The organism is Aquisalimonas asiatica, from assembly GCF_900110585.1.
GTDB classification, from domain to species: domain Bacteria; phylum Pseudomonadota; class Gammaproteobacteria; order Nitrococcales; family Aquisalimonadaceae; genus Aquisalimonas; species Aquisalimonas asiatica.
This window is the reverse complement of sequence record NZ_FOEG01000001.1, coordinates 783,608-807,471: the sequence shown is the minus strand read 5'-3', so window position 1 is coordinate 807,471 and position 23,864 is coordinate 783,608. Positions and strand designations below refer to the sequence as shown.

The following is a 23,864-nucleotide window of genomic DNA, read 5'->3' as shown; positions in this document are numbered from 1 at the left end:
ATGGCCCAGGAGGACATACTCAGCCAGGACGAAATCGACGCGCTGCTCCACGGCGTCGATGACGGCAAGGTTGACTCGGAGAACGAACGCCCGCCGCGCGGCGAGACGCGCCCGTTCGACTTCCAGCACCAGGAGCGCATCGTCCGCGGGCGCATGCCCACGCTGGAGATGATCAACGAGCGTTTCGCGCGGCTGTTCCGTATCGGTCTGTTCAACATGCTGCGCCGGACGCCGGAAGTCTCCGTACAGGGCGTGGACATGATGAAGTTCGGTGAGTACGTGCACACGCTGTACGTGCCCACCAGCCTCAACATCGTCCGCATGCACCCCCTGCGCGGGATGGCGCTATGCGTGGTGGACCCGAAACTCGTCTTTGTGGTGGTGGACAACTTCTTCGGGGGCGATGGTCGGTACTACACCAAGATCGAGGGCCGGGAGTTCACCGGCACCGAGTGGCGCGTCATCCGGATGGTTCTCAATCAGGCGTTCGAGGATCTGCAGGAGGCGTGGGCGCCGGTGCTGCCCATGGAGTTCGAGTACATGAACTCCGAGGTGAACCCGCAGTTCGCCAACATCGTCAGTCCGTCTGAAGTGGTGGTGGTCTGCCGCTTCAATGTCGAGCTGGACGGCGGCTCGGGCGAATTCCAGCTCGCCATCCCCTACACCAATATCGAGCCGATCCGTGACCAGCTCAATGCCGGTGTGCAGAGCGATCGCAACGAGGTGGACGAGCGCTGGACCCGGTCTCTTCGCGAGGAGATGAAGGGTGCCGAGGTGGAACTCACCAGTACGCTGGCCAACGTGCAGATCAGTCTGCGTGACCTGCAGCGCATGAAACCCGGCGACGTGATTCCCTGCGAGATCCCGGAGATCGTCACCATCGAGGCCGAGGGGATTCCCGTGCTGCGGGGTCATTACGGCGTCTCCAACGGGAACGTCGGCATCAAGATTACCGAACAGATTCACGCCCCCGAGCCCGAGGGGCCGCTGGCGTTGAGGAGCAAGCAGAATGAGCGAGGACGACCAGAAGACTGAACAGGAAGCCGCCATGGCCGAGGAGGCGGCTGCCCAGTCTGCAGAGGACCAGGATTCCCAGGGTTCTGCCGAAGAGACGGCCGATGCCGGGGGCCAGCCGGGTGGCGTGAAACCGCCGGGCATGGATACGCTCCAGGATGAGGGTGTCGAGCTGGACGACGAGAACGTCAACCTCGACGTCATCCTGGACATCCCCGTGAACCTGGCCATGGAAATCGGACGCACGAAGATCAGCATCCGTCACCTGCTGCAGCTCAACCAGGGCTCGGTGGTGGAGCTGGACCGTCTGGCGGGGGAGCCGCTGGACGTGCTGGTCAACGGCACCCTGATCGCCCATGGTGAAGTCGTGGTGGTCAACGACCGGTTCGGCATCCGTCTGACCGACGTCATCAGCCCCCAGGAGCGGGTGAAGAAACTGAAATAACACCCGCGGTGGACCTCCGGGTCCGAGGGCCCGGCGCCCATCGGGCGCGTGGCATGGCCAAAGGTGGACCTGAAGGTCCACCCTACGCAGGTTGAACCATGCCGGCCGAATCACCGTGGATGCGTCGGGAACGACGGAGTAGGGCGGACCTTCAGGTCCGCGGGTCGTGCCCCATCGGCCGGGGTCGCATCGCGACAATCGAAGTAGGACGGACCTTCAGGTCCGCGGGTCATGCCCCATCGGCCGGGGTCGCATCGCGACAATCGAAGTAGGGCGGACCTTCAGGTCCGCGGGTCGTGCCCCCATCGGCCGGGGGTGTATCGCGACAATCGAAGTAGGGCGGACCTTCAGGTCCGCGGGTCATGCCCCCATCGGCCGGGGGCGTATTGCAACAGTTGGAACAGGGGAAGTCGCCATCCAGTACCAGAGCCACCGTTCCCGCCGCATTGCGCGCCTGTTCTCCGGCGCTGTGCTGGTGTGCGCCAATTTTCTGGCGTCGGGGCTGGTGCTGGCCGGGGAGGCGGAGGGCAGTCCCGGGGTGGATGCCACGGCATTGACGCGTGTCGTGATCGGGCTGGTGGTGGTGCTTCTGCTGGTGGTGGTGCTTGGCTGGGCCATGCGCCGTTTCGGCAACTACGGTGCGGCGTCGTCCGGTCAATTGCGCGTACTGAGCGGGGTATCCGTCGGTACGCGCGAGCGTGTCGTCCTGCTACAGGTCGGCGAACAACAGCTTCTCGTCGGGGTTGCGCCCGGACGGGTACAGACTTTGCATGTGCTGGATAAGCCCCTGGAAGGGGCCTCCGGTGACGCGGTGCGCCAGGGCGCACCGGGTCAGCAAGGTTCCCCGTTCGCGCAACGGCTGCGTCAGGTGATGCGGCCAGACGAGAAGCGTCAGCAATGATTCGTCGATTACTACCTGCACTGTTTCCACTGCTGCTCCTCCTCTTCCCGGCGCTGACCCATGCCCAGATCGGCGGCATTGAGGCGCTGACCGTCGAGGATGGCGAGGATGGTCAGACCTACAGCGTGACCCTGCAGGTTCTCCTGCTGATGACGCTGCTGACCATGCTGCCGGCGGCGATTCTCATGATGACCGCGTTCACCCGCATCATCATCGTCCTGGGCATTCTGCGGCAGGCCATCGGCACGTCCCAGACGCCCTCCAACCAGGTGCTCGTGGGGCTCGCCTTTTTCCTGACGCTGTTCGTCATGACCCCGGTGCTGGAAGAGACCTACAACAACGCCGTCGAGCCCTATCTCGCCGAAGAGATCACCCCGGAGGAGGCGCTGGAGGCGGCGCAGGAGCCGTTCCGGGATTTCATGGCCAGTCAGACCCGTGACGAGGATCTGGCCATGTTCCTGCGCATCTCCAACACCGGCGAGGTGGAGTCCATCGAGGAGGTGCCGTTTACCGTCCTGGTGCCGGCGTTCATGACCAGCGAGCTGAAGACGGCCTTCCAGATCGGGTTCATTCTCTATCTGCCCTTCCTGGTGGTGGACCTGGTGGTCTCCAGTACGCTCATGTCCATGGGCATGCTCATGCTCTCGCCCATGATCATCTCCCTGCCCTTCAAGATCATGCTGTTCGTCCTGGTGGACGGGTGGTCGCTGATCATGGGCACACTCGCAGCCAGTTTCTTCTAGGGAGGCGCCATGAGTCCCGATTTCGCGATCAACCTGGGAATGCAAGCGCTGTGGGTGGCCGTGCAGCTTGCCGGGCCGATCCTGCTGGTGGCACTGATCACCGGCCTGATCATCGGCATGTTCCAGGCGGCGACCCAGATCAACGAACAGACGCTGAGCTTCGTGCCCAAGCTGGGCACGCTGGTGATCACGCTGTTCATCGCCTCGCCGTGGATGCTCAGCGTGCTGCTGGACTTCACACGGAACCTGTTCATGAACGTTCCGTCCTGGGTTGGCTGAACGGGAGCTGTCGTGACCTTCACCACCGCGGAGGCCATGGCCTGGATCGGGGCCTTCTTCTGGCCGTTCATGCGCATCGGCGCCATGGTCATGCTGGCGCCGGTCTTCAGTGATCAGCAGGTGTCCGCGCGCATCCGGCTGCTGTTTGCCGTGGCGCTCACGGTCGGTGTCATGCCGGTGTCCGGCCTCGGCCCCGAGGTGGAGCCGCTGTCGGCGGACTGGTTTCTGATCTGCCTCCAGCAGGTGCTGATCGGCATGTGCATGGGCTTGCTCATCGCGCTGGCGCTACAGACCGCCAGTATTGCCGGCGAGAGTGTGGCGCTGTCCATGGGGCTGGGGTTCGCCAACATGGTCGATCCGGTGACCGGTCAGTCGACGCCGGTGGTCTCCCAGTTCCTGATCGTGCTGGTGACGCTGCTGTTCCTGATCATGGGCGTCCACCTGATGCTGATCGAGTTGATGGCCGAGAGCTTCCGGGCCATGCCCGTCGGCACCGAGGGGCTGGTGCAGGAGGACTTCCGCACGGTGGCGGAGTGGGGCGTGCACATGTACGCCGGCGCCGTACTGATCGCGTTGCCGGCGGTGGTCCTGCTGTTGCTGGTCTACCTCTCCCTTGGCGTGATGACGCGTGCGGCGCCGCAGATGAACATCTTCTCGGTGGGCTTCCCGGTGACCATGCTGGTGGGGTTCATCGCCATCATGACCATTGTCATCCCCTCGCTGCCGGGGCGCATGTCCGACATCTGGAGTCACGCCTTCCAGACCATCGGCACCATCATCGGAACCAATTGATCGGCTCGCCTGGTTCGGTTCTTGCAATAACTGCGAGCAGATCCCTTGAGCGCGTCGGAGTCACGTCATGGCCGATGAGAGTGAAAACGGTCAGGAAAAAACAGAAGAGCCGACACCCAAACGACGCCAGGATGCCAAGGACAAAGGCCAGGTTCCCCGATCCCGCGAGCTGAATACCACCATGATCATGGTGCTGGGCGCCGGCGGGCTGCTGGTGTTCGGCAGCTACATGGCGGGCCAGTTGTTCGAGGCCTTCAACCTGGCGTTCCGCATCGATCGCGAGGACGTCTTCGATCCCGAGGCGCCTTTTCATTACCTGCGCGAGGCCATCTGGGTGGGTCTCAAGGCGGTGGCGCCGTTCGCATTGGTGATGCTGGTCGCCGCCATGCTCACGCCGGCGCTCATGGGTGGGTGGACCATGAGCGCCAAGGGAATGGCGCCCAAGCTGGAGAAGATGAGCCCGATCAAGGGGCTGGGGCGCATGTTCGGCACCAAGGCGCTGATCGAGCTGGTGAAGGCCCTGGCCAAGGTGCTGGTGGTCATGAGCGTGGCGCTGATGCTGTTCTGGGCCATGCACCAGCGCATCCAGGGCATCACCACGGAGCCATTGCATCAGGGGATGCTGCACGGGGCCACGCTGTTCTTCTGGGCATTTTTCGCCCTGGCGTCCTCCCTGATTCTCGTGGCTGCGGTGGACATCCCCTACCAGCTCTGGGACCACACCCAGAAGCTCAAGATGACCAAGCAGGAGGTCAAGGACGAGAACAAGGAGACCATGGGCAAGCCCGAGGTCAAGCAGAAGATCAAGCAGCTGCAGAACGAGATCGCCCAGGGGCGGATGATGGAGAACGTCCCCAAGGCGGACGTGGTGGTCACCAACCCGACCCACTTCGCCATCGCCCTGCGCTACGACCAGGAGCGCATGCGCGCACCGCAGGTTGTGGCCAAGGGGATGGATGTGCTGGCCCTTCGGATCCGCGAAGTGGCGCAGGAGAACGAAATTCCGCTGTTCGAAGCGCCGCCGTTGGCACGGGCCTTGTATCACACCGCCGAGCTGGAGCAGGAGATCCCCGCGGGGCTCTACCTGTCCGTGGCGCAGGTGCTGGCCTACATCTATCAGCTGCAGTCCGCGCGCAGGCAGGGCGGCAAGCGGCCTGAGCGGCCCGAGCCGGGGGTCCCGGACGAGTTCGCCGGTTACGCGGCCACCGACACGGACGACCCTGGCGCGACGCGCCACTGAGGCCACCGGCGCCAACTTTCTGACACAACCGCATCACTGACGCCGTGAAGGCGCTGGAGACCTGGAAACCCATCATGGCAACAGCCGTGCTCGACAATCTGCGCATGCTGGTGCGTAACGGTCTGGGAACGCCGATTCTGCTCATGGCCCTGCTGGCCATGATGATCGTGCCGCTACCGCCGTTGGCGCTGGACATGCTGTTCACGTTCAACATCACGCTGTCGCTGGTGGTGATGCTGGTGGCCGTCTACACGCCGCGGCCGCTGGAATTCGCGGTGTTCCCGACGGTGCTGCTGATCGCAACGCTGCTGCGACTGGCGCTGAATATTGCGTCCACGCGCGTGATTCTTCTCGAGGGCCATACCGGCACCGACGCCGCCGGGAACGTGATCCAGGCCTTCGGGGATTTCGTGGTGGGCGGCAACTACGCCGTGGGTCTGGTGGTGTTCGGGATTCTGGTCATCATCAACTTCGTGGTGGTGACCAAGGGCGCCGGGCGTATCTCGGAGGTCACGGCGCGGTTTACGCTTGACGCCCTGCCCGGCAAGCAGATGGCCATCGACGCCGACCTCAATGCCGGCCTCATCGATTCCGAAACCGCGAAGAAGCGGCGCGAGGAAGTCGCCCAGGAGGCGGACTTCTACGGCTCCATGGACGGTGCCTCCAAGTTTGTCCGTGGCGATGCCATCGCCGGCATTCTGATTCTGTTCATCAACATCATCGGCGGACTGTTCATCGGCATTCTCCAGCACGGCATGCCGTTCCAGTCCGCCATGAACAACTACACGCTGCTCACCATCGGTGACGGGCTGGTGGCACAGATTCCCTCCCTGGTGCTGTCCACCGGGACCGCCATACTGGTCACGCGCGTGTCGTCCTCCCAGGACATGGCGGGCGAGGTGGTCCGCCAGCTGCTGGGTAACCCCAAGGCGCTGGCGGTGAGCGCCGCGGTGCTCGGCATCATGGGGCTGGTTCCGGGCATGCCGAATCTGGCGTTCCTGACCCTGGCCGCCATTGCCGGGTTCTTCGCCTGGCGCATTCACAACAACCCGCCGGTCGAGGAGACCGTGGAGACGTCCGCGGCACCGCGGCGGGCCGGGCCGGCGGGGCGCGCTGCAGCCGGGTCGGGTGGCGACGGTCAGGCACCGGTTGCCACGCAGGGCGGCGATAACCAGGAACTCACCTGGGACGATGTGCCGCCCGTGGATACGGTCGGCCTCGAGGTGGGGTACGGGCTGATCCCGCTGGTGGACCGCAACCAGGGCGGGCAGTTGCTGAACCGGATCAAGGGTGTGCGCAAGAAGGTCTCGCAGGATCTCGGCTTTCTGGTGCCGTCCGTGCACATCCGGGACAACCTCGACCTTGGTCCCAACAGCTATCGCGTGAGCGTGCTGGGTGTCCCCATGGCCGAAGCGGAGTTGCAGCCCAGCCGGGAGATGGCCATCAATCCGGGCTCCGTGAGCGGTGAAGTGAAAGGGCAGGCGGCGCGGGACCCGGCGTTCGGCCTCGATGCGGTATGGATCGAGCCGTCCCAGCGTGACCTGGCCCAGAGCCACGGCTACACCGTGGTGGATGCAAGCACCGTGGCGGCCACGCATCTCAGTCAGATCATCCAGTCCCACGCCCATGAGCTGCTCGGGCACGAGGAGGTGCAGAAACTGCTGGACATCCTCGCCCGCAAGCAGCCCAAGCTGGTGGAGGAGCTGGTGCCCAACACGCTGCCCCTGTCGACGGTGGTCCGGGTGCTGCAGAACCTGCTGGAGGAGCGAATTCCCATCCGCGACATGCGCACTATCGTCGAGACGCTAGCGGAGCACGGCCAGGCGATCAAGGACCCCTCGGCGCTGACCGCGCGGGTGCGCGAGGCGCTGGGGCGGATGATCGTGCAGAACGTGGCCGGCATGTCCGACGAGCTGCCGGTGATCACCCTGGATCCGCAACTGGAACAGTTATTGCTTAGTTCAGTGCAGGGCAACGGTGACGGCACGGCCGGTCTTGAACCCGGACTGGCGGATCGTCTGCAGCGGTCCCTTGCGGATTCCGCGCAGCGTCAGGAAGTTGCGAACCAGCCGGCGGTGCTGCTGACGGCGCCGCAACTGCGAAGCTGGATCTCGCGTCTGACGCGGCACAACATCGAAGGGCTCAATGTCCTGTCGTACAACGAAGTGCCGGACGAGAAACGAGTCAAAATCGTGGCGTCCATCGGTCAACAACAGGTGGCTCAGGGCAGCTAAGGTGAATTCATGAAGATTAAGCGCATCCACGCCGATACCATCCGTCAGGGGATTCGCCGGGTCCGGGAAGAGATCGGGCCGGAAGCGGTGATCCTGTCCACGCGCGAGCGTGGCCAGGGTGTTGAGGTGATCGCGGCCATGGACTTCGACGAGGACAGTCTGCGCGAGCAGGCGGATCGCGATGATCGCCGGATGTCGTCATCGACGCGCCGCACCTCGGGGAGTGCCGCGGATACCGAGGCGACCAGCGGCACCGCCGACTTTACCGAGATGCTGCGGCGTGCAAGGCAGCAGTCCGGTGTCGGCGCCCCCGAGCCCGGGCGCCGTCAGCGGATTGACGTGCACGTGGACGACCCGTTGACGGAAGACGATCTGAATTCGGGGTCGGCCGAGTCGGCAGCGGTGACCGAGCTGCGCCGGGGGCCCGAGCGGACGGAGCGCCCGGATGAGGTGGCCGGCCGGGACGACGAGTCCGTGGAAGCCATGCGCAGCGAGCTCAAAGTGCTGCGGACGCTGTTCGAGAATCAGCTCTCCATGATGGAGTGGCAGCAGCAGGGCAAGAGTCATCCGGGGCGCACGACACTGCTGCGGCAGCTGACCGAGATCGGTTTCGGCCCGGATGTGTGTCGCCAGCTCGCCAACCGCGTGGACGAGAAGCTGGAGCCCGAACTGGCACTGCGGCATGCGCTGCATACCGTGAAGCGCCATCTGCCGGTGAAAGAGGATGACCTGCTCGACCGCGGCGGCGTGGTCGCGCTGGTGGGCCCCACGGGGGTCGGCAAGACCACGACGGTGGCCAAGCTGGCAGCCCAGTTTGCCCTGCGTCACGGTCGACGCAAGGTTGCACTGGTGAGCACGGACAACGTGCGCATCGGTGCCCAGGACCAGTTGCGCAACTTTGCGCGGATCCTGGGCGTGACGGTACAGACCGCGAATTCCGCCGAAGAACTGGAGACGGTGCTCGCCGACCTCTCGGACAAACGCCTCGTCCTGGTGGACACTGCCGGGGTCAGCCAACGGGACATGCGGCTCGCGGAGCAGTTCACCACGTTGAAGGGCGTGGGTGATCGCATCCGTAGTTACCTGGTTCTGTCGGCGAACACGCAGCTGGCGGCTCTGAACGCGACGGTGAAGTCCTATGGCGGCGTGGCGCCGTCCGGATGCATTCTCACCAAGACCGATGACGCCGCCAGCCTCGGCGCAGCGCTTACCGTGCTGCTGCGCCACCGGCTGCCGGTGAGTTTCCTGGGCAACGGTCAGCGGGTGCCGGAGGATCTCATGCCGGCCGATGCCGGCCGTCTGGTGCAGGATGCGCTGAAACTTGTGGAAGAGTACGGCCAGGAAGTGGACGACGAGCAGATGGCCGTGACCTTCTCGGTGGGTGGGTCGCACTGAGCGGCGCACATCATGGGGTCCCCGCGTCGCAGCGGCAGGAGTTCCCGGGGGGGCGCGCCATGACTGAACAAAGAGCACAGCGTTAATGGATCAGGCATCGAGTCTGACACGGGTCAAGGTGATCGCCGTTGCCAGCGGCAAGGGCGGAGTCGGCAAGACCAGTGTGTCCGTCAATCTGGCCGCTTCACTGGCGAGCGCGGGGAATCGCGTGCTGCTCATGGATGCGGATCTGGGGCTTGCCAACGTGGACGTCCTGCTGGGTCTCGAGACCCGGCACAACCTGTCCCACGTGGTGTCCGGGCAGGTGGAGCTGGAAGACATTCTGATTGATGGCCCGGGTGGCGTGCAGATCATCCCCGCCTCCTCGGGTGTCAAGGGAATGGCGGCACTCAGCGCCGCGGAGCAGGTTGGGCTGATCCGGAGCTTCAGCGAGCTGACCGGCGACTGGGACTACCTGATCATTGACACCGCCGCCGGCATCGCCGACAACGTGCTGACGTTCGCCCGGGCCGCCCGCGAGGTGCTCGTGGTGGCGTGCGACGAACCGTCGTCCATCACGGACGCGTACGCGCTGATCAAGGTACTCAACCGCGATTTCGGTCTACACCGTGTGCACATGGTCGCCAACATGATAGCCAGTGCCGCGCAGGGCCAGGAGCTGTACGGGAAGTTGCTGAGAGTGTGTGAGCGCTATCTGGACCTGACCGTCGCCTACATGGGCGGGATCCCCAGTGATGACGCGCAGCGTCGGGCGGTGCAGCAACAGCAGGCCGTGACCACGCTCTATCCCGGCAGCCCCTCTGCCCGGGCCTTCCGGGAGCTGGCGAAGCGCGTTGACCGGCTGCCCGCGCCAACTCGGGCGGAAGGGCATCTGGAATTCTTCGTGGAACGTCTCATTCAGTACAGTGGTGAAGCTGGGGAGGTGCTGTCATGAGTTCGCGCGCCGCAGCGTACTCGCAGGTGCAGGCGCAGACCGGGGAGAACGACCTGGTCGTTCAGAACGCCCCCCTGGTCAAGCGAATTGCCCATCATCTGCTTGCCCGGCTGCCCGAGTCCGTGCAGCTGGAGGATCTGATCCAGGCCGGCATGATCGGCCTGCTGGAGGCGGCCCGGCAGTTCGACGCCTCCCACGGCGCCAGTTTTCCGACGTATGCGGGGATTCGCATTCGCGGCGCCATGCTGGACGAGATCCGGCGGCTCGACTGGACGCCGCGGTCCGTCCATCGCCGTGGCCGGGAAGTGGCCCAGGCCGTTCGCGAGATCGAAAATCGTACCGGACGCGATGCCCGCGACAGCGAGGTCATGGAAGAACTCGGCATGAGTGCCGATGAGTACCACCAGACCCTGAATGACGTCTCCAGCGCCAAGCTGTTCAGCCTCGATGAGGTCTCTCCGGCCACCGGGGAGACCCGGGAGCATGAGGGGGACGATGAAGGGCCGGAACAGCACATCCAGAATGCCGGGTTCCGCCAGTCCCTGGTTGAAGCCATCGGGACGCTCCCGGAGCGCGAGCAGCTGGTGATGTCCCTGTACTATGAACAGGAGCTGAATCTGCGTGAAATCGGGGAAGTGCTCGGGGTCACGGAATCCCGGGTCAGCCAGATTCATGGGCGGATCATGCTCAAGTTGAGGGCGCGTCTTGCCGATTGGACAGAGTGACCGGGCGTTTGTATCGACCGTCAAAATCGCGACGTGTGCGGCAGAACGCAGGAACGCGCTCCGGCAGGGTGAGAGCGTTAACGAGACACCGACGTGTTCACCGCCTGATTAAAGCAAAGGTGATTGATTGTGAGTCTGGATAAAGACATGAGAATACTGATCGTGGACGACTTCTCCACGATGCGGCGCATTATCAGAAACCTCCTGCGCGAGCTTGGCTTCCAGAACACCCAGGAAGCCGATGACGGCAACACGGCGCTGCCCCAGCTCAAGAAGGGAGGCTTCGACTTTCTCGTCACGGACTGGAACATGCCGGGCATGGACGGGCTGACGCTGCTCAAGCACGTCCGTGCGGACGACGACCTCAAGCATCTTCCGGTGCTGATGGTGACCGCAGAGTCCAAGCGTGAACAGATCATCGAAGCGGCCCAGGCGGGCGTGAACGGTTACATCGTCAAGCCGTTCACCGCGGCAACGCTGGAAGAGAAGATCAACAAGATCTTCGACCGTATCGAATCGGCCGAGTGAGGGCAGGCGCATGACGGACGGCAGCCAGGATCTTGCCGCCTACGAAGCCAAGGCTCGCGAATTGCTGTCCTCGATCGAGGCCGGTGACGGGGAGGCCGTGGGCGAGGCGCTGGATGAGTTGACCCGCCTGCGCGAGACGGAGTTGTTCCGGGAGGTCGGCAAGCTGACCCGGGAGCTCCACGAGGCGCTGAAATCCTTCCGCCTGGACGGCCGGCTGAGCGACATCGCCGTCTCCGAGATTCCCGATGCCCATCAGCGGCTGAATCACGTCATCGAGCTGACCGAGAACTCGGCGCACCGGACGCTGACCGCGCTGGAAGAGTCCCTTGAGACTCTGTCCGGCATCAGCAGCGATGGCAAGACGCTGGCCGCGGAGTGGAAGCGGTTCCGCTCACGGCAGCTGTCGGCCACCGAGTTCCGCGGGCTCGGCCAACGGCTTGACCAGTTCTTCGAGCGCCTGGAGACCGAGGGCGACGCCATCCAGGAGAAGCTGACCGACGCGCTGATGGCGCAGGATTATCAGGACCTTACGGGCCAGATCATCCGCCGTGTCATGGACCTGGTGAGAGAGGTGGAGGACGGGCTGGTGTCCCTGATTTCCATCTCCGCCCCGCGACAGACGCAAGGAAAAGCTACGGAAGACGGGAAATCGGCCGACAAGAACACGGAAGATGCAATGAAACTGGAGGGGCCGCAGGTGCCGGGACAGGAATCGGACTCGGCGGTCAGTGGTCAGGACGAGGTGGATGACCTGCTCTCCAGTCTTGGTTTCTGAGTTCGCGCCGCATTGGTGAGTGGCGGGTCGGAGTGACGGCATCCCGGAAGCCCAGCGCGCGGGCGCGGGCCGGGTATCGCTTGGGGGCTTTATGGCAGTTGATACGCAAGACGACATCGTACAGGACTTCCTCGTGGAGTCCCGGGAGATCCTGGAGGAGCTGGGTGAGCAGCTCGTCCAGCTGGAGCGCGCACCGCAGGACCAGGATCTGCTCAACGCGGTGTTCCGCGGCTTCCATACCATCAAGGGTGGTGCGGGCTTCCTGGGCTTCGACCCGCTGGTGGAGATCTGCCACCGCACCGAAGACCTCTTCAACCTCCTGCGCAACGGTGAGCGCGAGGTCACCGCGGAGCTGATGGACTACGTCCTGCGTGCCCTGGACGTGGTGAACAACCAGTTCAGTGACCTGGGGAACGGCGAGGACCCGCGCGAAGCACCCGAAGAGCTTCTGCGCGCGCTGGAACTCCTGCAGGAGCAGGAGTCGGTGGGTGATGCGCCACAGTCGGCCGCGCCGGCATCCGAGCCTGCACCGCAGGACAAGGCCGGCGACAGCCAGGCCGTTGCAGGTGGCGACGACATTACCGAAGACGAATTCGAGGCCCTGCTGGACGCCCTCGACGAGGACAAGCACGAGCCCGAGGCCCCGGCCACCGATAACGGTGCCAGCGGTGCGTCCGGTGACGACATCACCGAGGACGAATTCGAGGCCGTCCTGGACCAGCTTCACGGCGAAGGCAAGCACGGGGGCGTTCCCAAGGGCTCGAACCCGGACGTGCCGGCCGCGAGTTCGGGCGGTGACGACCTGATCAGCGAAGACGAGTTCGAGTCGGTGCTCGACCAGCTCCACGGCGCGGGCAAAGGCCCCACCACGGGCGGCGCCGGTGCTGCGGCGTCGGCGGCGGCTCCCGCTGCGGCAGGAGCGGACAAGGACACGGGCAAGAGTGCCGCCACGCCGGCGAAATCTGCCGCGCCAGCCGCTGCATCCGGCGGCAAGGGTGGCGGTGGTTCCGGAGGTGGCTCCGGGGGCGGTGACAGTGGCTCCGGCGGTGCGGCCGGTGGCGGCAAGGCCGGCGGGGATACCTCCGTACGTGTGGACACCGCCAAGCTCGACGACATCATGAATCTGGTGGGCGAGCTGGTTCTGGTCCGCAACCGCCTGAGCACCATCCGTTCCCAGTACGATGACGAGCGCATGAGTCAGGCCGTCGCCGATCTGGAGCTGGTCACCTCCGACCTCCAGAGCGCGGTCATGAAGACCCGCATGCAGCCCATCAAGAAAGTCTTCGGCCGCTTCCCGCGCCTGGTGCGCGACCTGGCCCGGAACCTGGGCAAGGAAGTGGATCTGCAGATGGAGGGCGAGGACACCGACCTGGACAAGAACCTGGTCGAGGCCCTGGCCGACCCGTTGATCCACCTGGTCCGGAACTCCGTGGACCACGGTATCGAGGATCCGGCCGACCGCAAGGCCGCGGGCAAGGCCTCCAAGGGGGTGCTCCGGCTGTCCGCGGCGCAGGAAGGTGATCATATCCTGCTCACCATCGCCGACGACGGCAAGGGCATGGACCCCGAGGCTCTGCGGCAGAAGGTGGTCGAGAAAGGCCTGATGGACAAGGAGTCCGCCAGCCGACTGGACGAAAAGGACTGCTTCAATCTGATCTTCACGCCGGGCTTCTCCACCAAGGCGGAGATCTCGGATGTCTCCGGGCGCGGCGTGGGCATGGACGTGGTCAAGACCAAGATCTCCCAGCTCAACGGCACGGTGGACATCGACTCCGCCCAGGGCCGCGGCACCACGCTGCGCATCAAGGTGCCGCTCACGCTGGCCATCCTGCCGACACTCATGGTGCGCATGCGCGGGCGCAAGTTCGCGCTGCCCATGTCGGTGGTCAGCGAGATCTTCGAGCTGGAGATGGACAAGACCAAGGTGGTGGATAACCGCCGCGTGGTCATGGTGCGGCAGAAGGCCATGCCGCTGTTCTTCCTGGAGCGCTGGATCGACGCCATCGGCAGCCTGGAGACGAAAGACCCGGATGCCGGCCGCGACGAGCAGCAGGTGGTCACCGTGAATGTCGGCAACCAGGTGGTCGGGTTCGTGGTGGATGACGTGATCGGCCTCGAGGAGGTGGTGATCAAGCCGCTGGGCAGCATGCTCCAGGGGCTGCCCGGTCTGGCCGGCTCCACCATTACCGGGGACGGCAGCATTTCGCTGATTATCGATATTCCCAGTCTGGTGAAGACCTTCGGCTCCCGGATGTAGGAATGATGAGGAGAGTGGCGTGGCCACGCGCGTACTGATAGTCGATGATTCCGGTTTCTTCCGCCGACGCATCAAGGAGATGCTCTCGGAGGATCGCGCACTGGAGGTGGTGGGCGAGGCGGCCGATGGCCGTCAGGCCATCGAGGAAGTGCTGCGCCTGAAGCCAGACGTGGTCACCATGGATATCGAGATGCCCGTGCTGGATGGCATCTCCGCCGTGCGCGAGATCATGAAGCAGCGGCCGACTCCGGTGCTCATGTTCTCGTCGCTTACGTTCGATGGTGCCCGCGCCACCCTGGACGCGCTGGAAGCGGGCGCCGTGGATTTCCTGCCCAAGCGTTTCTCCGATATTTCGGCGAATGCCGAGACCGCGCGCAAGCGCCTGCAGGAGCAGGTCAAGGCCGTTGGCGGCGGGCCACGCATGGCGGCACGGGGCGCGAGCGCACCGGCTCAGCCGGAGCGGTCACGGGCCGCCCGGGTCCCGCCGCGGCCGGAGCCGCGCCCTGATACCCAGGCCGCGCCGGGTGCACGGCCGTCCCGGCGCGGGCCCGGGTTGCGTGATCTGGATCTGGTGGTCATCGGTGCTTCCACCGGCGGGCCGGTGGCGCTGCAGAAGGTGCTCACGGAGCTGCCGGCGGACTTCCCGCTGCCGCTACTGATCGTCCAGCACATGCCGGCCAACTTCACCAGCGCCTTCGCCCAACGGGTGAACGGCATGTGCCGCCTGGAGGTCCGCGAAGCGGCCGATGGGGACACGCTGGAGCCGGGTGTTGCGCTGCTCGCGCCAGGAGGCGTTCACATGGGTATCCGGCGCCGGGGCGGGGCGCTCGGGGTGTATACCATCGAGCCGCAGGAAGGCCAGTTCTACAAGCCCAGCGTGGATGTCGCCTTCACCGAGGCGGCCAACACCTGTGGTGGCCGCGTGCTCGGTATCGTCATGACCGGCATGGGTGCAGACGGTTGCCGGGGCGCTGAGGACATCAAGCGGCGGCAGGGGCATGTCTGGTCGCAGGATGAGGCAACCAGTGTCATCTACGGCATGCCGGGGGCCGTTGCCAAGGCGGGGCTGACTGATCGCGAAATGGCGGTGACCGAAATCGGCGGCGCACTGGCGCGCCTGTCATGAGCAGCGGTCTGGAGACGGTATGCGTACCTGGGCAATAGCCAATCAGAAAGGCGGGGTGGGCAAGACCACCACTGCCGTCAGCATGGCGGGGCTGCTGAGCAATCAGGGCGAGCGTGTATTGCTGGTGGATCTGGATCCTCACGGGTCGATGACCGCCTATTTCGGATACGACCCCGACGATATCTCGCCGAGCGTCTACGACCTCTTCAACGACACCGTGGATGCCAGCGACGTGCCCATGATGCTGCGCGACACCGGTGTCGAGAACATCAAGCTGCTGCCCGCGAGCAGCGCGCTCGCGACGCTGGACCGCCAGCTCGGGGCCCGCCACGGCAAGGGCCTGGTGGTGCGCAACACCGTGCAGGCCCTGGGGGACCGGTTCGGCACCGTCTGCATCGATTGCCCGCCCATGCTGGGCGTGCTCATGGTCAATGCCCTGGCTGCCTGCGACGATCTGCTGGTGCCGGTGCAGACCGAATTTCTTGCCATCAAGGGCCTTGAGCGCATGATCCACACCCTGGAGATGATCCAGCGCTCGCGTCAGCGGGAGCTTCCCTACCAGATCATCCCGACCATGTTCGACCGGCGGACCCGGGAGTCGGTGGAGGCGTTGCAGGAGCTGCGCCAGCGCTACGGTGACCGGGTCTGGGACGGGGCGATTCCGGAAGACACCCGCTTCCGGGAGGCGAGCCGCAACCGCCTGCCGCTGACCGTCGCACAGCCCTGGTCCCGGGGGAGTCAGGCCTATCGCAAACTGCTGCAGGCCCTGGAAAAACAGGCGCCCGAAGCGCCGGAGGCGGTAGAGAATGGGTGATGCCAGCCAACGACAGCAGCCGACTCTGGTGGACCAGCACGATGCGGTCCGCGATTACCTGGACGCGCTGCTGCAGGAGATCCCGGATTTCGAGGCCGAAGCCCGCGCCGTGCCGGAGCCAGAGCCACCGGCACCGGCTGCGCCCGTGGCGGCCGAGCCGGCCGTGGAAGCGCCGGTATCGGCTCCGGCACCGGCCGTGGAACCCGAACCCGAGCCCGAACCTGCCCCGGTTGCGTTAGCCGAGCCAGCGCCGGAGGAGCCGGTCACCGAAGCAGAGACGGAGGCGTCCGCAGACGCTGCGCCGCCCGCCGCAGACCCCGTGATCGAAGAACCGGTGGCCCGTGGCGACGAGGCCGTGCAGGCGCTGTTCTTCACGGTGGGTGGGCTGAAGCTGGCGGTCCCGCTCACGGAGCTCCACAGTGTGGTGCCACGACGCGATGTGGAAGTCACGCCCATGCCGCGGCAGCCGGAATGGCACATGGGGCTGATGCGTTACCGCAACCGCAATGTCCGTGTGATCGATACCGTGACCATGGTGCTGCCCCCGGATAAACGGCAGACCGAAGAGGCGCTGGCGGCGCCGGAGCATATCCTGGTCGTGGGTGATGGCGGCTGGGGGCTTGCCTGTCACGCCATCGGTGACGTGGTGCGATTGCGTCCCGACGAGGTGAAGTGGCGCAAGCAGGGGAGTCAACGGCCCTGGCTGGCGGGGACCGTGATCGGTCATCTGAGTGCGCTGATCGACACCAGCGCATTTACACGAATGCTGGAGACGCAGGCGCCAAAACGTTGACCTGTTCCCGTTGTGGCGCGAACAGGGTCATGCCGGCGGCGTCCGTGCCGATAAACCCAGTCTGAGACAGAACGTTTGAGTGGAGGCCAGTCATGGCGCAGCAACAGGCTCACAATCACGAGGAGCAGGAACAGTTCCAGGGGCCGTTGACCCAGTGGGTCACGTTTTCACTGGCTGACGAGACTTACGGCATCGACGTGATGCGCGTGCAGGAAGTCCTGCCCATGAGCGAAATCGCCCCGGTGCCGGGAGCGCCGCGGTTCGTGCTCGGTATCATCAACCTGCGCGGCAACGTGGTGACAGTCATTGACACCCGCATGCGTTTCGGTCTTGAATCCCGTGACACGGACAACGCCAGCCGCATCGTGGTCATCGAGACCGGCGATCAGGTCGCCGGGATTCTCGTGGACAGCGTGGCGGAAGTCATGAACGTCCGTGAAGACGAGGTGGACACGGCCCCCAACGTGGGTAACGAGGAGTCCTCCAAGTACATCTACGGTGTTGTCAGTCGCGGTGAGGAACTGCTCATCCTGGTGGATGTCAACAAACTTCTGAGTCGGGAGGAATGGGAAGAGATTTCCTCCCTCTGATCCGTAATAGCGGGGATGCATGACCCTGAGTGTTCTGATCGCGGTAGCCGCCCTTGTCATTGCCATCGTCGCTGCGGCTGTGGTGATCGTGCAGGTTCGGCGGGCGGAAGCCCGCCTCTCCGGGTTGCGTCATGAGCGGCGGCGTGTGCTGGAATCAGTGGAAGGGCTGTCCTCCGGCGCCGTGGCCCAGGGTGAGCGGGTTGCGCGTCTTGAGCAGGAGCTGCGCCGGCTCAAGGAGCGGTTGTCCATGCTCAGCTCCCGCGAGACCAGCAGTGAAGCCTTCGAGCAGGCCATCCGCATGGCCCGCAAGGGACAGACCGCCGACGAGATCGCCAGCAGCAGTGGGCTGAGCAAGGTCGAGGCGGATCTGGTCGTGCTCATCCACCAGGAGCACGAGGACGACATCTGACGGATTACCCGTCGGGTGTCCTTCCTTTGAGCAGATAGGCGAACGCAAGCACTTCCGCCACTACCCGGTACAGTCGTTCCGGGATCTCTTCGTCCACATCCACCTGTGACAGCAGGCGTGCCAGCGTCTGATCGCCGTGAACCGGCACGTCGTGGGACTGGGCCAGCGCGACAATGGCGTCGGCGAGATCGTTCGCGCCCTTGGCGGTGACCGTGGGAGCGCCTTCGCCGTCGTATTCCAGTGCGATGGCGAGCCGTTGGTGGGGCGGGCTATGCCTGTTCATCGAGCAATCCTCGGCGTGGTCCGGTGTCCGGGTGGGTGTCCGGCGATGGCGGCTTGCCGTGCATGCAGGTCATGTTCGCCACCCGGAATCCCATGTCCTGCAGGCGCGTCTCCAGTGTCGCCAGCTGGCTCTCCAGGAATGTTGCCGTGCCTTCCCGCTCCGCCCACCATGTGGTGGCCACCGCGTCCGGGGACAGATGCACCATCGTGTGCATCGGCCCCAGCCCCTCGAAGTTGAAGCTCAGCATCACCCGCCACGTCTTCTCGTCCTCCTGATCGCTGCCACCGGACTGCTGTTCCAGGTGGAACTGGATGAGGTCGATCTGGCGACCGTCCCGTACCGGCAGCTCGAAGAACAGGGGCAGGGCATCGCCGGCCAGCAGTGACAGCTGAGTGAGCTGAAGCCGCGCCATGGTGGAGTCGGTCTGGCGGGCGAGCTCGGTGAGCATCTCGCCGGCGCCGGCGAGGCCGGACAGCGTTGCGGCAGGAGGAGGTGGCGGCGGAATGCCCCGGGCCTGCGGCCCCGGCGGCGGTGTCGGGTTCATGGGCTGCTGGGGTGCTGTTGCACGCTCCTGGGCGGTGGCTGGCGCCTGACCGGCGCCCGCTGACGTCGGTTGCGGCAGCAGCGGTGATGACTGCGGCTGCGGTGCCGGTTGCAGGGGCGCGGGCGGGCGTGGCGCGGTGACGGGTGTCAGTCGCGGTTGCGGTTGCGGTGTGGGGGCGGGTGGTGATTGCTCGCCGCCCCGTTGTTGTGGGCGCGCCTCCAGCGCCCGGAACACCTGGGTCAGCAGGTTGCTGAGCTGGCCTTTTTGATCCGTGCGGACCGCGTTGGGAGGTTCCTGTCCCGCGCCAATGGCGAGCAGCCGCCGCTCCAGGTGCAGGCCACTGTCCGCAACAGCCTGCCGCAGGCCGTCGCTGCGGGAGACCTGCGTGCTGTCCGGCAGCGCCTGCCAGAATGTGCGCAGCGCCTGCTGCACCGGTTCGGGCAGGCTCCGGGTCTGCGCAGAGGGCTGAGTGACGGCCTGTGCAACATTGGCCAGCAGGCCGGCGCCACTGGTCTGTCTTGGCAGCAGTTGCCGCATCGCTTCCGACGCTTCGCGGCTGGCTTCGGATGGCAGGATGCGCAGGGTCAGGGCGCCGCCGTCCTGACGCAGCACCTGGACCTGGATACGCTCACCGGCCTGCAGGGGCTGGTTCGTCCGCGCCTGGATCTGCTCGCCGCCGAGCTGCAGGGTCACGCGTCCGTTCTGCGTTGCGCTGCGTGCCACGGCATCGATGACCTGCCCGGCCTGCCAGTTGCGCAGGGCGGGCCCCGACGCCGATTCGGGGATGCGAACGATGCCGGATTGTGCCGTGCTAGATGGAGGCAGCATGGTGGCTCTCCGCTCCGGGTGGCGTCACGTCGGCTGCAGAGCCGGCAGCCGCGTCGGTTGCCGCTATTGGAAGTCGCTCAGCTGGCGGACCCATTCCCCGCCCTGGCGCACTTCGTCGGGGAGCTCTGCCAGGCGTTCGCGGGCATCGCTCTCGCTGGCATCCGCACCGGTGACGACCACGTACCAGTCGCCTCCATCCCATTCGGTCACCAGCATGTACGCGTCCACCGCGCCGTTGTGGCTCTCCATCCAGGAGCGGAGGTTGTCCGGGCTACGGCCCCCCACCAGTTGTACCGTCCAGTCATCACTGGATTGGTCCTCCCGCCACGCCTGGCCCTCGGCCAGCGCACGCTGCAATGGTGAGGCATCCTCCGCGGCCGTTTCACCGGATTCTCCGGCGTCGTCCGCGCTCTCGTCCGGTTGCGGGCGGGTCTCGGCGAGCGCGGTCAGGTCGGTCTCCGCGGCTTCCGAGTGGCTGAACAGTGGCAGTGCACCGGAGAGATCGACCGGCGGTTCTTCCCCGGTTTCCGGGGCGGTGGCCGGCGGCTCGGCGTCCAGATCGATGACGGGGACATCCACGACCAGCCGCTCACCGGGGCTTGGACCCTTGGCCGACGCCGGGTCCACTTCCAGTGACTGCGCCACGGTGGCCGGTTCCGGTGCATCGCCCAGTTGCCAGGCAAGGGCAAACAGCGTTACCAGCAAGCCACTGGCTGCCGCTGCCACAACGGCCACGCTGCGTTTCGGCCCGCGAAGCTGCAGCCACGCCGGCAGCGTCCGGCGGGTCTTCGGTCGCGAACGGCTGGCCGTTTTCTTCGGGCGCGGTTTCTCTCCTCCGCCCGCCAGCTGTTTGCGGGCGGCCTGGAGTATGGCGCCGGGGCGGCCGCCACTGCTGGCGTGGACGGCGTCGATGTCGAGGCTCGCCAGGAGGTGGCCGGCCGTGTCGCCGTCCGCTTCCAGGGCCTGGCGGATGAACTCCCGGGTTGCCGCAGGCTCGAGCCCGTGCAGCGAGACGGCCACGGGATTGCTCTGGCGTTTCTCGGTGTCCCGCTCCGCAACCTGCAGGGCAAGGCGGTGGGAGCCGATCAGCAGCAGGCTCAGGGTGCGGCCGGATGCGATCCGTGCTTCTTCGCGAAACGCCAGCAGATTGTCCAGCATGGCCGGCTCGAGCCGGTCCGCGTCGTCTACTGCCAGCACAGGGGACTCTCCGGCCCGGAGCATGCCGGTGATCCGTTCCGCTGCGTAGTCGCGGATGCGGTTGGGCGCGCTCGCCGTGGGCTCTGCGTGCTGAAACTGCTCCAGCATGCCCAGCAGGATCTCCGTGAACGTCACCTCCGGTTCCACGGTCACGGCGTGCGTCTGCAGCCCGTGATCCTTGCGGGTGAGGATCCGGTGGAGGAGGTGTGTGCGGCCACTGCCCGGGTCGCCTTCGAGAATGACGACACGCTCGCCCACCTGCAGGTGTTGCAGGAGCAGGTTCATGCGCGTTTCGCGTTCGCCATCGGCGTAGTGGAAGGGTGCCTGCAGGAGCCCGCTCCCCTGGACGCTGCTGGCGTTAGTCGACATTGATCGCCCCCTGGTTCCGGCGTTGCATCGAACGCGCGTCTTGTTCGCCTCAGAGTATCCCCGCAGTGTATCAGGCCGGCGACAGCGCAGTGAGGCATGGTTGGCAGTTCAAAACCGCTGTTGACAGGCCCGCCGGGCGCTCGTATCATGCGCCGCATCTTGGCTAAGCCAAGGGCCGCGTCCCCTTCGTCTAGAGGCCTAGGACACCGCCCTTTCACGGCGGCGACAGGGGTTCGAATCCCCTAGGGGACGCCACTTCTTCTTTTCCTCGTGGTTTCCGCCATCAGGCGCGGCTCTCGTAAGTGCAGCGGTTCGAGCACCATTGACGAGAGGCTCGCGCTCCGAGTCCGACGGTGGCATGTTGTGGCGTATCCGTTCAGGATACGGCTTTAGGCCGTGGCAAACGTGGTGTTTCGATAACCTTGGGTGCGTCGCGCAACGGATCTGTAGGGCTGCCCCGCCAGTGATCAGGTAACGGCAGACATTGCAGCAGACCAACGTTGATGACCACGCCCGCACGGCGGCACTGGATGCGCTGCGCATCATGGACACCGCGCCGGAAGCCAGGTTCGACCGTTTCACGCGGCTCGCCTCCCGCCTGTTCTCCGTACCGATCTGCGCCGTGACACTGCTGGACGCGCACCGTCAGTGGTTCAAGTCCGCGGTGGGATTGTCCATGTCCGAAACCACCAGGGGCGACTCCTTCTGCCAGTACGCGCTCGGGCAGCCGGACATTTTCGAGGTGCCGGACCTGCAGGCGGACGCGCGCTTCGACCGCAATCCCTACGTGATCGGTGAGCCCTGGCTGCGGTACTACGCCGGTGCCCCGATCGCCGCGCCGGACGGCACCCACCTGGGAACGCTCTGCCTGATGGATACGCGACCCCGCCGCCTGACAGGGGACCAGCGGGAGGATCTCCTGGAGCTGGCGCACCTGGTGGAGCGGGAGCTGGCCGTCGAGAACCTCAGTGATGCCATCGAGACACAGCAGCGCCGCGTGCAGGCGTTCGCTGCCGGTAAACGGGAGGCGGAAGCAGCCAATCGTGCCAAGAGCGAGTTTCTGGCGCGCATGAGTCACGAGATCCGCACGCCCATGAATGGCATGCTCGGCATGCTGGAGCTTCTGGACCGGGCGCAACTGAGCGACGAGCAGCGGCGTTACGTGGAGGTGGCGCGCAGCTCGGGGGATCTGCTGCTCGGCTTGATCAACGATCTGCTCGATCTGTCCAGTATCGAGGCCGGCAAAATGGTGTTCCGCCGGGAGCCCTTCGATCTGGGGCGTACCCTGCAGCAGCTGGATGACCTGATGATGCCGCTGGCGCGGGAGAAGGGCCTTGCGCTGACAGTGACGCCGCCGCCCGGGTTGCCGGCAGCCGTGGTGGGGGATCAGCAGCGCCTGCATCAGGTGCTGCTCAATCTTGTCGGCAATGCCATCAAGTATACCGAGCAGGGCCGTGTCGCCGTTCGCGTGCAGGCGATGGAAACGGGTGAAGCCGCGCTGCGCCTGGATTTCCATGTCACCGATACCGGGCCGGGTATCGCGCCTGGAGACCGGCAATCCATCTTCGAAGCGTTCAATCAGGTTGGTGGTCATGGCGTGGGGGAATCGCGGGGAACCGGGCTGGGATTACCCATCGCCCGGCGGCTTGCCGAAGGCATGGGCGGGGCCATCACCCTGGAGAGCCGGCCGGGCGAGGGCAGTACGTTCACGTTCACGGTGACCCTTGGCTACGCGGATCAGCAACCCGTCCCCGCTCAGCGGTCGCCGGCGACGCCGTCCGGTGCCGATGGGGGGCAGTCCCGCCGCGTTCTGGTTGCCGAGGATGATGCGGCGAGCCGCATGGTGGTGAAATCACTGCTCGAGCGTGACGGCCACAGCGTGACAATGGCTGTCCGGGGCGACGAGGCGCTGGAAAAGGCGCGCACCGATGGGCCGTTCGACCTGATCCTGCTGGACGTGGAGATGCCCGGGTTGACGGGCCCGCAAGTGGCGAGCCGGCTGCGACAGGGTGACGCGGAGGGTGGCCTGGCGCGCGCGCGCATTGCCGCACTGACCGCTCACGCCATGCGCGGAGACCGGGAGCGGTTGCTCGCCGCCGGCATGGACGACTACCTGCAGAAGCCGCTGCGGCTGGGTGAACTCCGGGCGCTGGTGCAGTCCTGCACTGTGGCCGCCCCGGCGAGGAGTCCTGCCCGGGCCGACCCGGACAAAGGCGCCACCCTGTTGCCGGACCGCACCCACCTGCTGGAGCAGTTTGGTGGTGACGAAGCGCTGCTCGCCGATCTGATGCAGACCCTGTATGACAGCCTGGTCGACCGCCAGCGTGTGCTGCGGCAGGCGTGGGAGGAGGGGGATCACCAGGTGCTCCACCGGGAGGTGCACGCGCTGAAAGGGATGTTCGGCAACATGGCCATGGAAGTGGCCCGAGAACAGGCGGCGCAGGTGGAAGAGGCTCTTGCGAACCACGGCGGCCAGCTGCCGGACCGCGTCCGGGAGCTGGATCGGTTGCTCAGTGATGCGCGTGCCCAGCTCGCACCGCTGTGCTCGGTGCCCCGGGGCGGGGGGCACTGAGTCAGGAATCGCTCAAGGGGCGCCGGTATTGGCCGATACGTTATCTGGATAGGCATCGTACGGCATGGTTATTTGCT

23 protein-coding genes and 1 tRNA gene are annotated in these 23,864 nt (G+C 65.6%); 21 read left to right on the top strand and 3 right to left on the bottom strand.

Annotation, left to right across the window (positions count from 1 at the left end; all coding sequences use genetic code 11):
• The 19 genes from fliM to BMZ02_RS03695 all read left to right on the top strand — a co-directional run bounded on the left by fliM (position 1) and on the right by BMZ02_RS03695 (position 17,994).
• Positions 1 to 1,035 (top strand): flagellar motor switch protein FliM, encoded by a 1,035-nt coding sequence (fliM, locus tag BMZ02_RS03785; RefSeq protein WP_091640036.1) that lies wholly within the window; start codon positions 1 to 3, stop codon positions 1,033 to 1,035.
• Positions 1,010 to 1,459 (top strand): flagellar motor switch protein FliN, encoded by a 450-nt coding sequence (gene fliN, locus BMZ02_RS03780; RefSeq protein ID WP_091640034.1) that lies wholly within the window; start codon positions 1,010 to 1,012, stop codon positions 1,457 to 1,459. The genes fliM and fliN overlap by 26 nt, the downstream gene beginning before the upstream one ends.
• A gap of 475 nt (positions 1,460 to 1,934) precedes the next feature.
• A complete protein-coding gene (fliO, locus tag BMZ02_RS03775) occupies positions 1,935 to 2,360 on the top strand; it encodes a flagellar biosynthetic protein FliO (RefSeq protein ID WP_245753920.1) in 426 nt (141 codons plus the stop codon).
• Positions 2,357 to 3,103: a flagellar type III secretion system pore protein FliP gene (gene fliP / locus BMZ02_RS03770; RefSeq protein ID WP_091640031.1), complete on the top strand. Its 747-nt coding sequence runs from the start codon at positions 2,357 to 2,359 to the stop codon at positions 3,101 to 3,103. Before fliO ends, fliP begins: the two co-directional genes overlap by 4 nt.
• Before the next feature lie 9 nt (positions 3,104 to 3,112).
• Positions 3,113 to 3,382, top strand: coding sequence for a flagellar biosynthesis protein FliQ (gene fliQ / locus BMZ02_RS03765; protein ID WP_091640029.1), 270 nt, complete (start codon positions 3,113 to 3,115; stop codon positions 3,380 to 3,382).
• Between the two features lie 12 nt (positions 3,383 to 3,394).
• Positions 3,395 to 4,174, top strand: a complete 780-nt coding sequence (gene fliR, locus BMZ02_RS03760) for a flagellar biosynthetic protein FliR (RefSeq protein WP_245753919.1) — start codon at positions 3,395 to 3,397, stop codon at positions 4,172 to 4,174.
• Positions 4,175 to 4,241: 67 nt separating this feature from the next.
• On the top strand, positions 4,242 to 5,414 hold the full coding sequence (gene flhB, locus BMZ02_RS03755; protein WP_091640028.1) for a flagellar biosynthesis protein FlhB: 1,173 nt from the start codon (positions 4,242 to 4,244) through the stop codon (positions 5,412 to 5,414).
• A gap of 74 nt (positions 5,415 to 5,488) precedes the next feature.
• Positions 5,489 to 7,648 (top strand): flagellar biosynthesis protein FlhA, encoded by a 2,160-nt coding sequence (gene flhA / locus BMZ02_RS03750; protein ID WP_091640026.1) that lies wholly within the window; start codon positions 5,489 to 5,491, stop codon positions 7,646 to 7,648.
• Between the two features lie 9 nt (positions 7,649 to 7,657).
• The gene (flhF, locus tag BMZ02_RS03745) at positions 7,658 to 9,043 is read left to right on the top strand and encodes a flagellar biosynthesis GTPase FlhF (protein ID WP_091640024.1); all 1,386 of its coding nucleotides are present in this window, start codon (positions 7,658 to 7,660) and stop codon (positions 9,041 to 9,043) included.
• A gap of 85 nt (positions 9,044 to 9,128) precedes the next feature.
• Positions 9,129 to 9,977 (top strand): MinD/ParA family protein, encoded by an 849-nt coding sequence (locus tag BMZ02_RS03740; protein ID WP_091640022.1) that lies wholly within the window; start codon positions 9,129 to 9,131, stop codon positions 9,975 to 9,977.
• Positions 9,974 to 10,702, top strand: coding sequence for an RNA polymerase sigma factor FliA (locus BMZ02_RS03735; RefSeq protein WP_091640020.1), 729 nt, complete (start codon positions 9,974 to 9,976; stop codon positions 10,700 to 10,702). The genes BMZ02_RS03740 and BMZ02_RS03735 overlap by 4 nt, the downstream gene beginning before the upstream one ends.
• A gap of 135 nt (positions 10,703 to 10,837) precedes the next feature.
• On the top strand, positions 10,838 to 11,230 hold the full coding sequence (gene cheY, locus BMZ02_RS03730; RefSeq protein ID WP_091640405.1) for a chemotaxis response regulator CheY: 393 nt from the start codon (positions 10,838 to 10,840) through the stop codon (positions 11,228 to 11,230).
• A 10-nt stretch (positions 11,231 to 11,240) separates the two neighbouring features.
• Complete coding sequence (locus BMZ02_RS03725; RefSeq protein ID WP_091640019.1) at positions 11,241 to 12,005, top strand: protein phosphatase CheZ; 765 nt, start codon at positions 11,241 to 11,243, stop codon at positions 12,003 to 12,005.
• Between the two features lie 91 nt (positions 12,006 to 12,096).
• The gene (locus BMZ02_RS03720; RefSeq protein ID WP_091640017.1) at positions 12,097 to 14,262 is read left to right on the top strand and encodes a chemotaxis protein CheA; all 2,166 of its coding nucleotides are present in this window, start codon (positions 12,097 to 12,099) and stop codon (positions 14,260 to 14,262) included.
• A gap of 19 nt (positions 14,263 to 14,281) precedes the next feature.
• The gene (locus tag BMZ02_RS03715; RefSeq protein ID WP_091640016.1) at positions 14,282 to 15,388 is read left to right on the top strand and encodes a protein-glutamate methylesterase/protein-glutamine glutaminase; all 1,107 of its coding nucleotides are present in this window, start codon (positions 14,282 to 14,284) and stop codon (positions 15,386 to 15,388) included.
• A gap of 19 nt (positions 15,389 to 15,407) precedes the next feature.
• Positions 15,408 to 16,202, top strand: coding sequence for a ParA family protein (locus BMZ02_RS03710; RefSeq protein ID WP_091640014.1), 795 nt, complete (start codon positions 15,408 to 15,410; stop codon positions 16,200 to 16,202).
• Positions 16,195 to 16,995, top strand: coding sequence for a chemotaxis protein CheW (locus BMZ02_RS03705; protein WP_091640012.1), 801 nt, complete (start codon positions 16,195 to 16,197; stop codon positions 16,993 to 16,995). Before BMZ02_RS03710 ends, BMZ02_RS03705 begins: the two co-directional genes overlap by 8 nt.
• A gap of 92 nt (positions 16,996 to 17,087) precedes the next feature.
• Positions 17,088 to 17,585: a chemotaxis protein CheW gene (locus BMZ02_RS03700; protein ID WP_091640010.1), complete on the top strand. Its 498-nt coding sequence runs from the start codon at positions 17,088 to 17,090 to the stop codon at positions 17,583 to 17,585.
• A 19-nt stretch (positions 17,586 to 17,604) separates the two neighbouring features.
• Positions 17,605 to 17,994, top strand: a complete 390-nt coding sequence (locus tag BMZ02_RS03695) for a DUF2802 domain-containing protein (RefSeq protein ID WP_091640009.1) — start codon at positions 17,605 to 17,607, stop codon at positions 17,992 to 17,994.
• Positions 17,995 to 17,998: 4 nt separating this feature from the next.
• Here BMZ02_RS03695 and BMZ02_RS03690 read toward each other — a convergent pair whose 3' ends face one another.
• The 3 genes from BMZ02_RS03690 to BMZ02_RS03680 form a co-directional block, all read right to left on the bottom strand.
• Positions 17,999 to 18,277: an EscU/YscU/HrcU family type III secretion system export apparatus switch protein gene (locus BMZ02_RS03690; RefSeq protein ID WP_091640007.1), complete on the bottom strand. Its 279-nt coding sequence runs from the start codon at positions 18,275 to 18,277 to the stop codon at positions 17,999 to 18,001.
• On the bottom strand, positions 18,264 to 19,649 hold the full coding sequence (gene fliK, locus BMZ02_RS19270; protein ID WP_091640005.1) for a flagellar hook-length control protein FliK: 1,386 nt from the start codon (positions 19,647 to 19,649) through the stop codon (positions 18,264 to 18,266). Before fliK ends, BMZ02_RS03690 begins: the two co-directional genes overlap by 14 nt.
• A gap of 63 nt (positions 19,650 to 19,712) precedes the next feature.
• Positions 19,713 to 21,215, bottom strand: coding sequence for an AAA family ATPase (locus BMZ02_RS03680; protein ID WP_091640004.1), 1,503 nt, complete (start codon positions 21,213 to 21,215; stop codon positions 19,713 to 19,715).
• A gap of 179 nt (positions 21,216 to 21,394) precedes the next feature.
• Here BMZ02_RS03680 and BMZ02_RS03675 point away from each other — a divergent pair.
• Both BMZ02_RS03675 and BMZ02_RS03670 read left to right on the top strand, forming a co-directional pair.
• Positions 21,395 to 21,470 (top strand) — tRNA-Glu (locus BMZ02_RS03675).
• 229 nt (positions 21,471 to 21,699) lie between these two features.
• The gene (locus BMZ02_RS03670; RefSeq protein ID WP_091640002.1) at positions 21,700 to 23,787 is read left to right on the top strand and encodes a GAF domain-containing hybrid sensor histidine kinase/response regulator; all 2,088 of its coding nucleotides are present in this window, start codon (positions 21,700 to 21,702) and stop codon (positions 23,785 to 23,787) included.
• Positions 23,788 to 23,864: the final 77 nt, after the last annotated feature.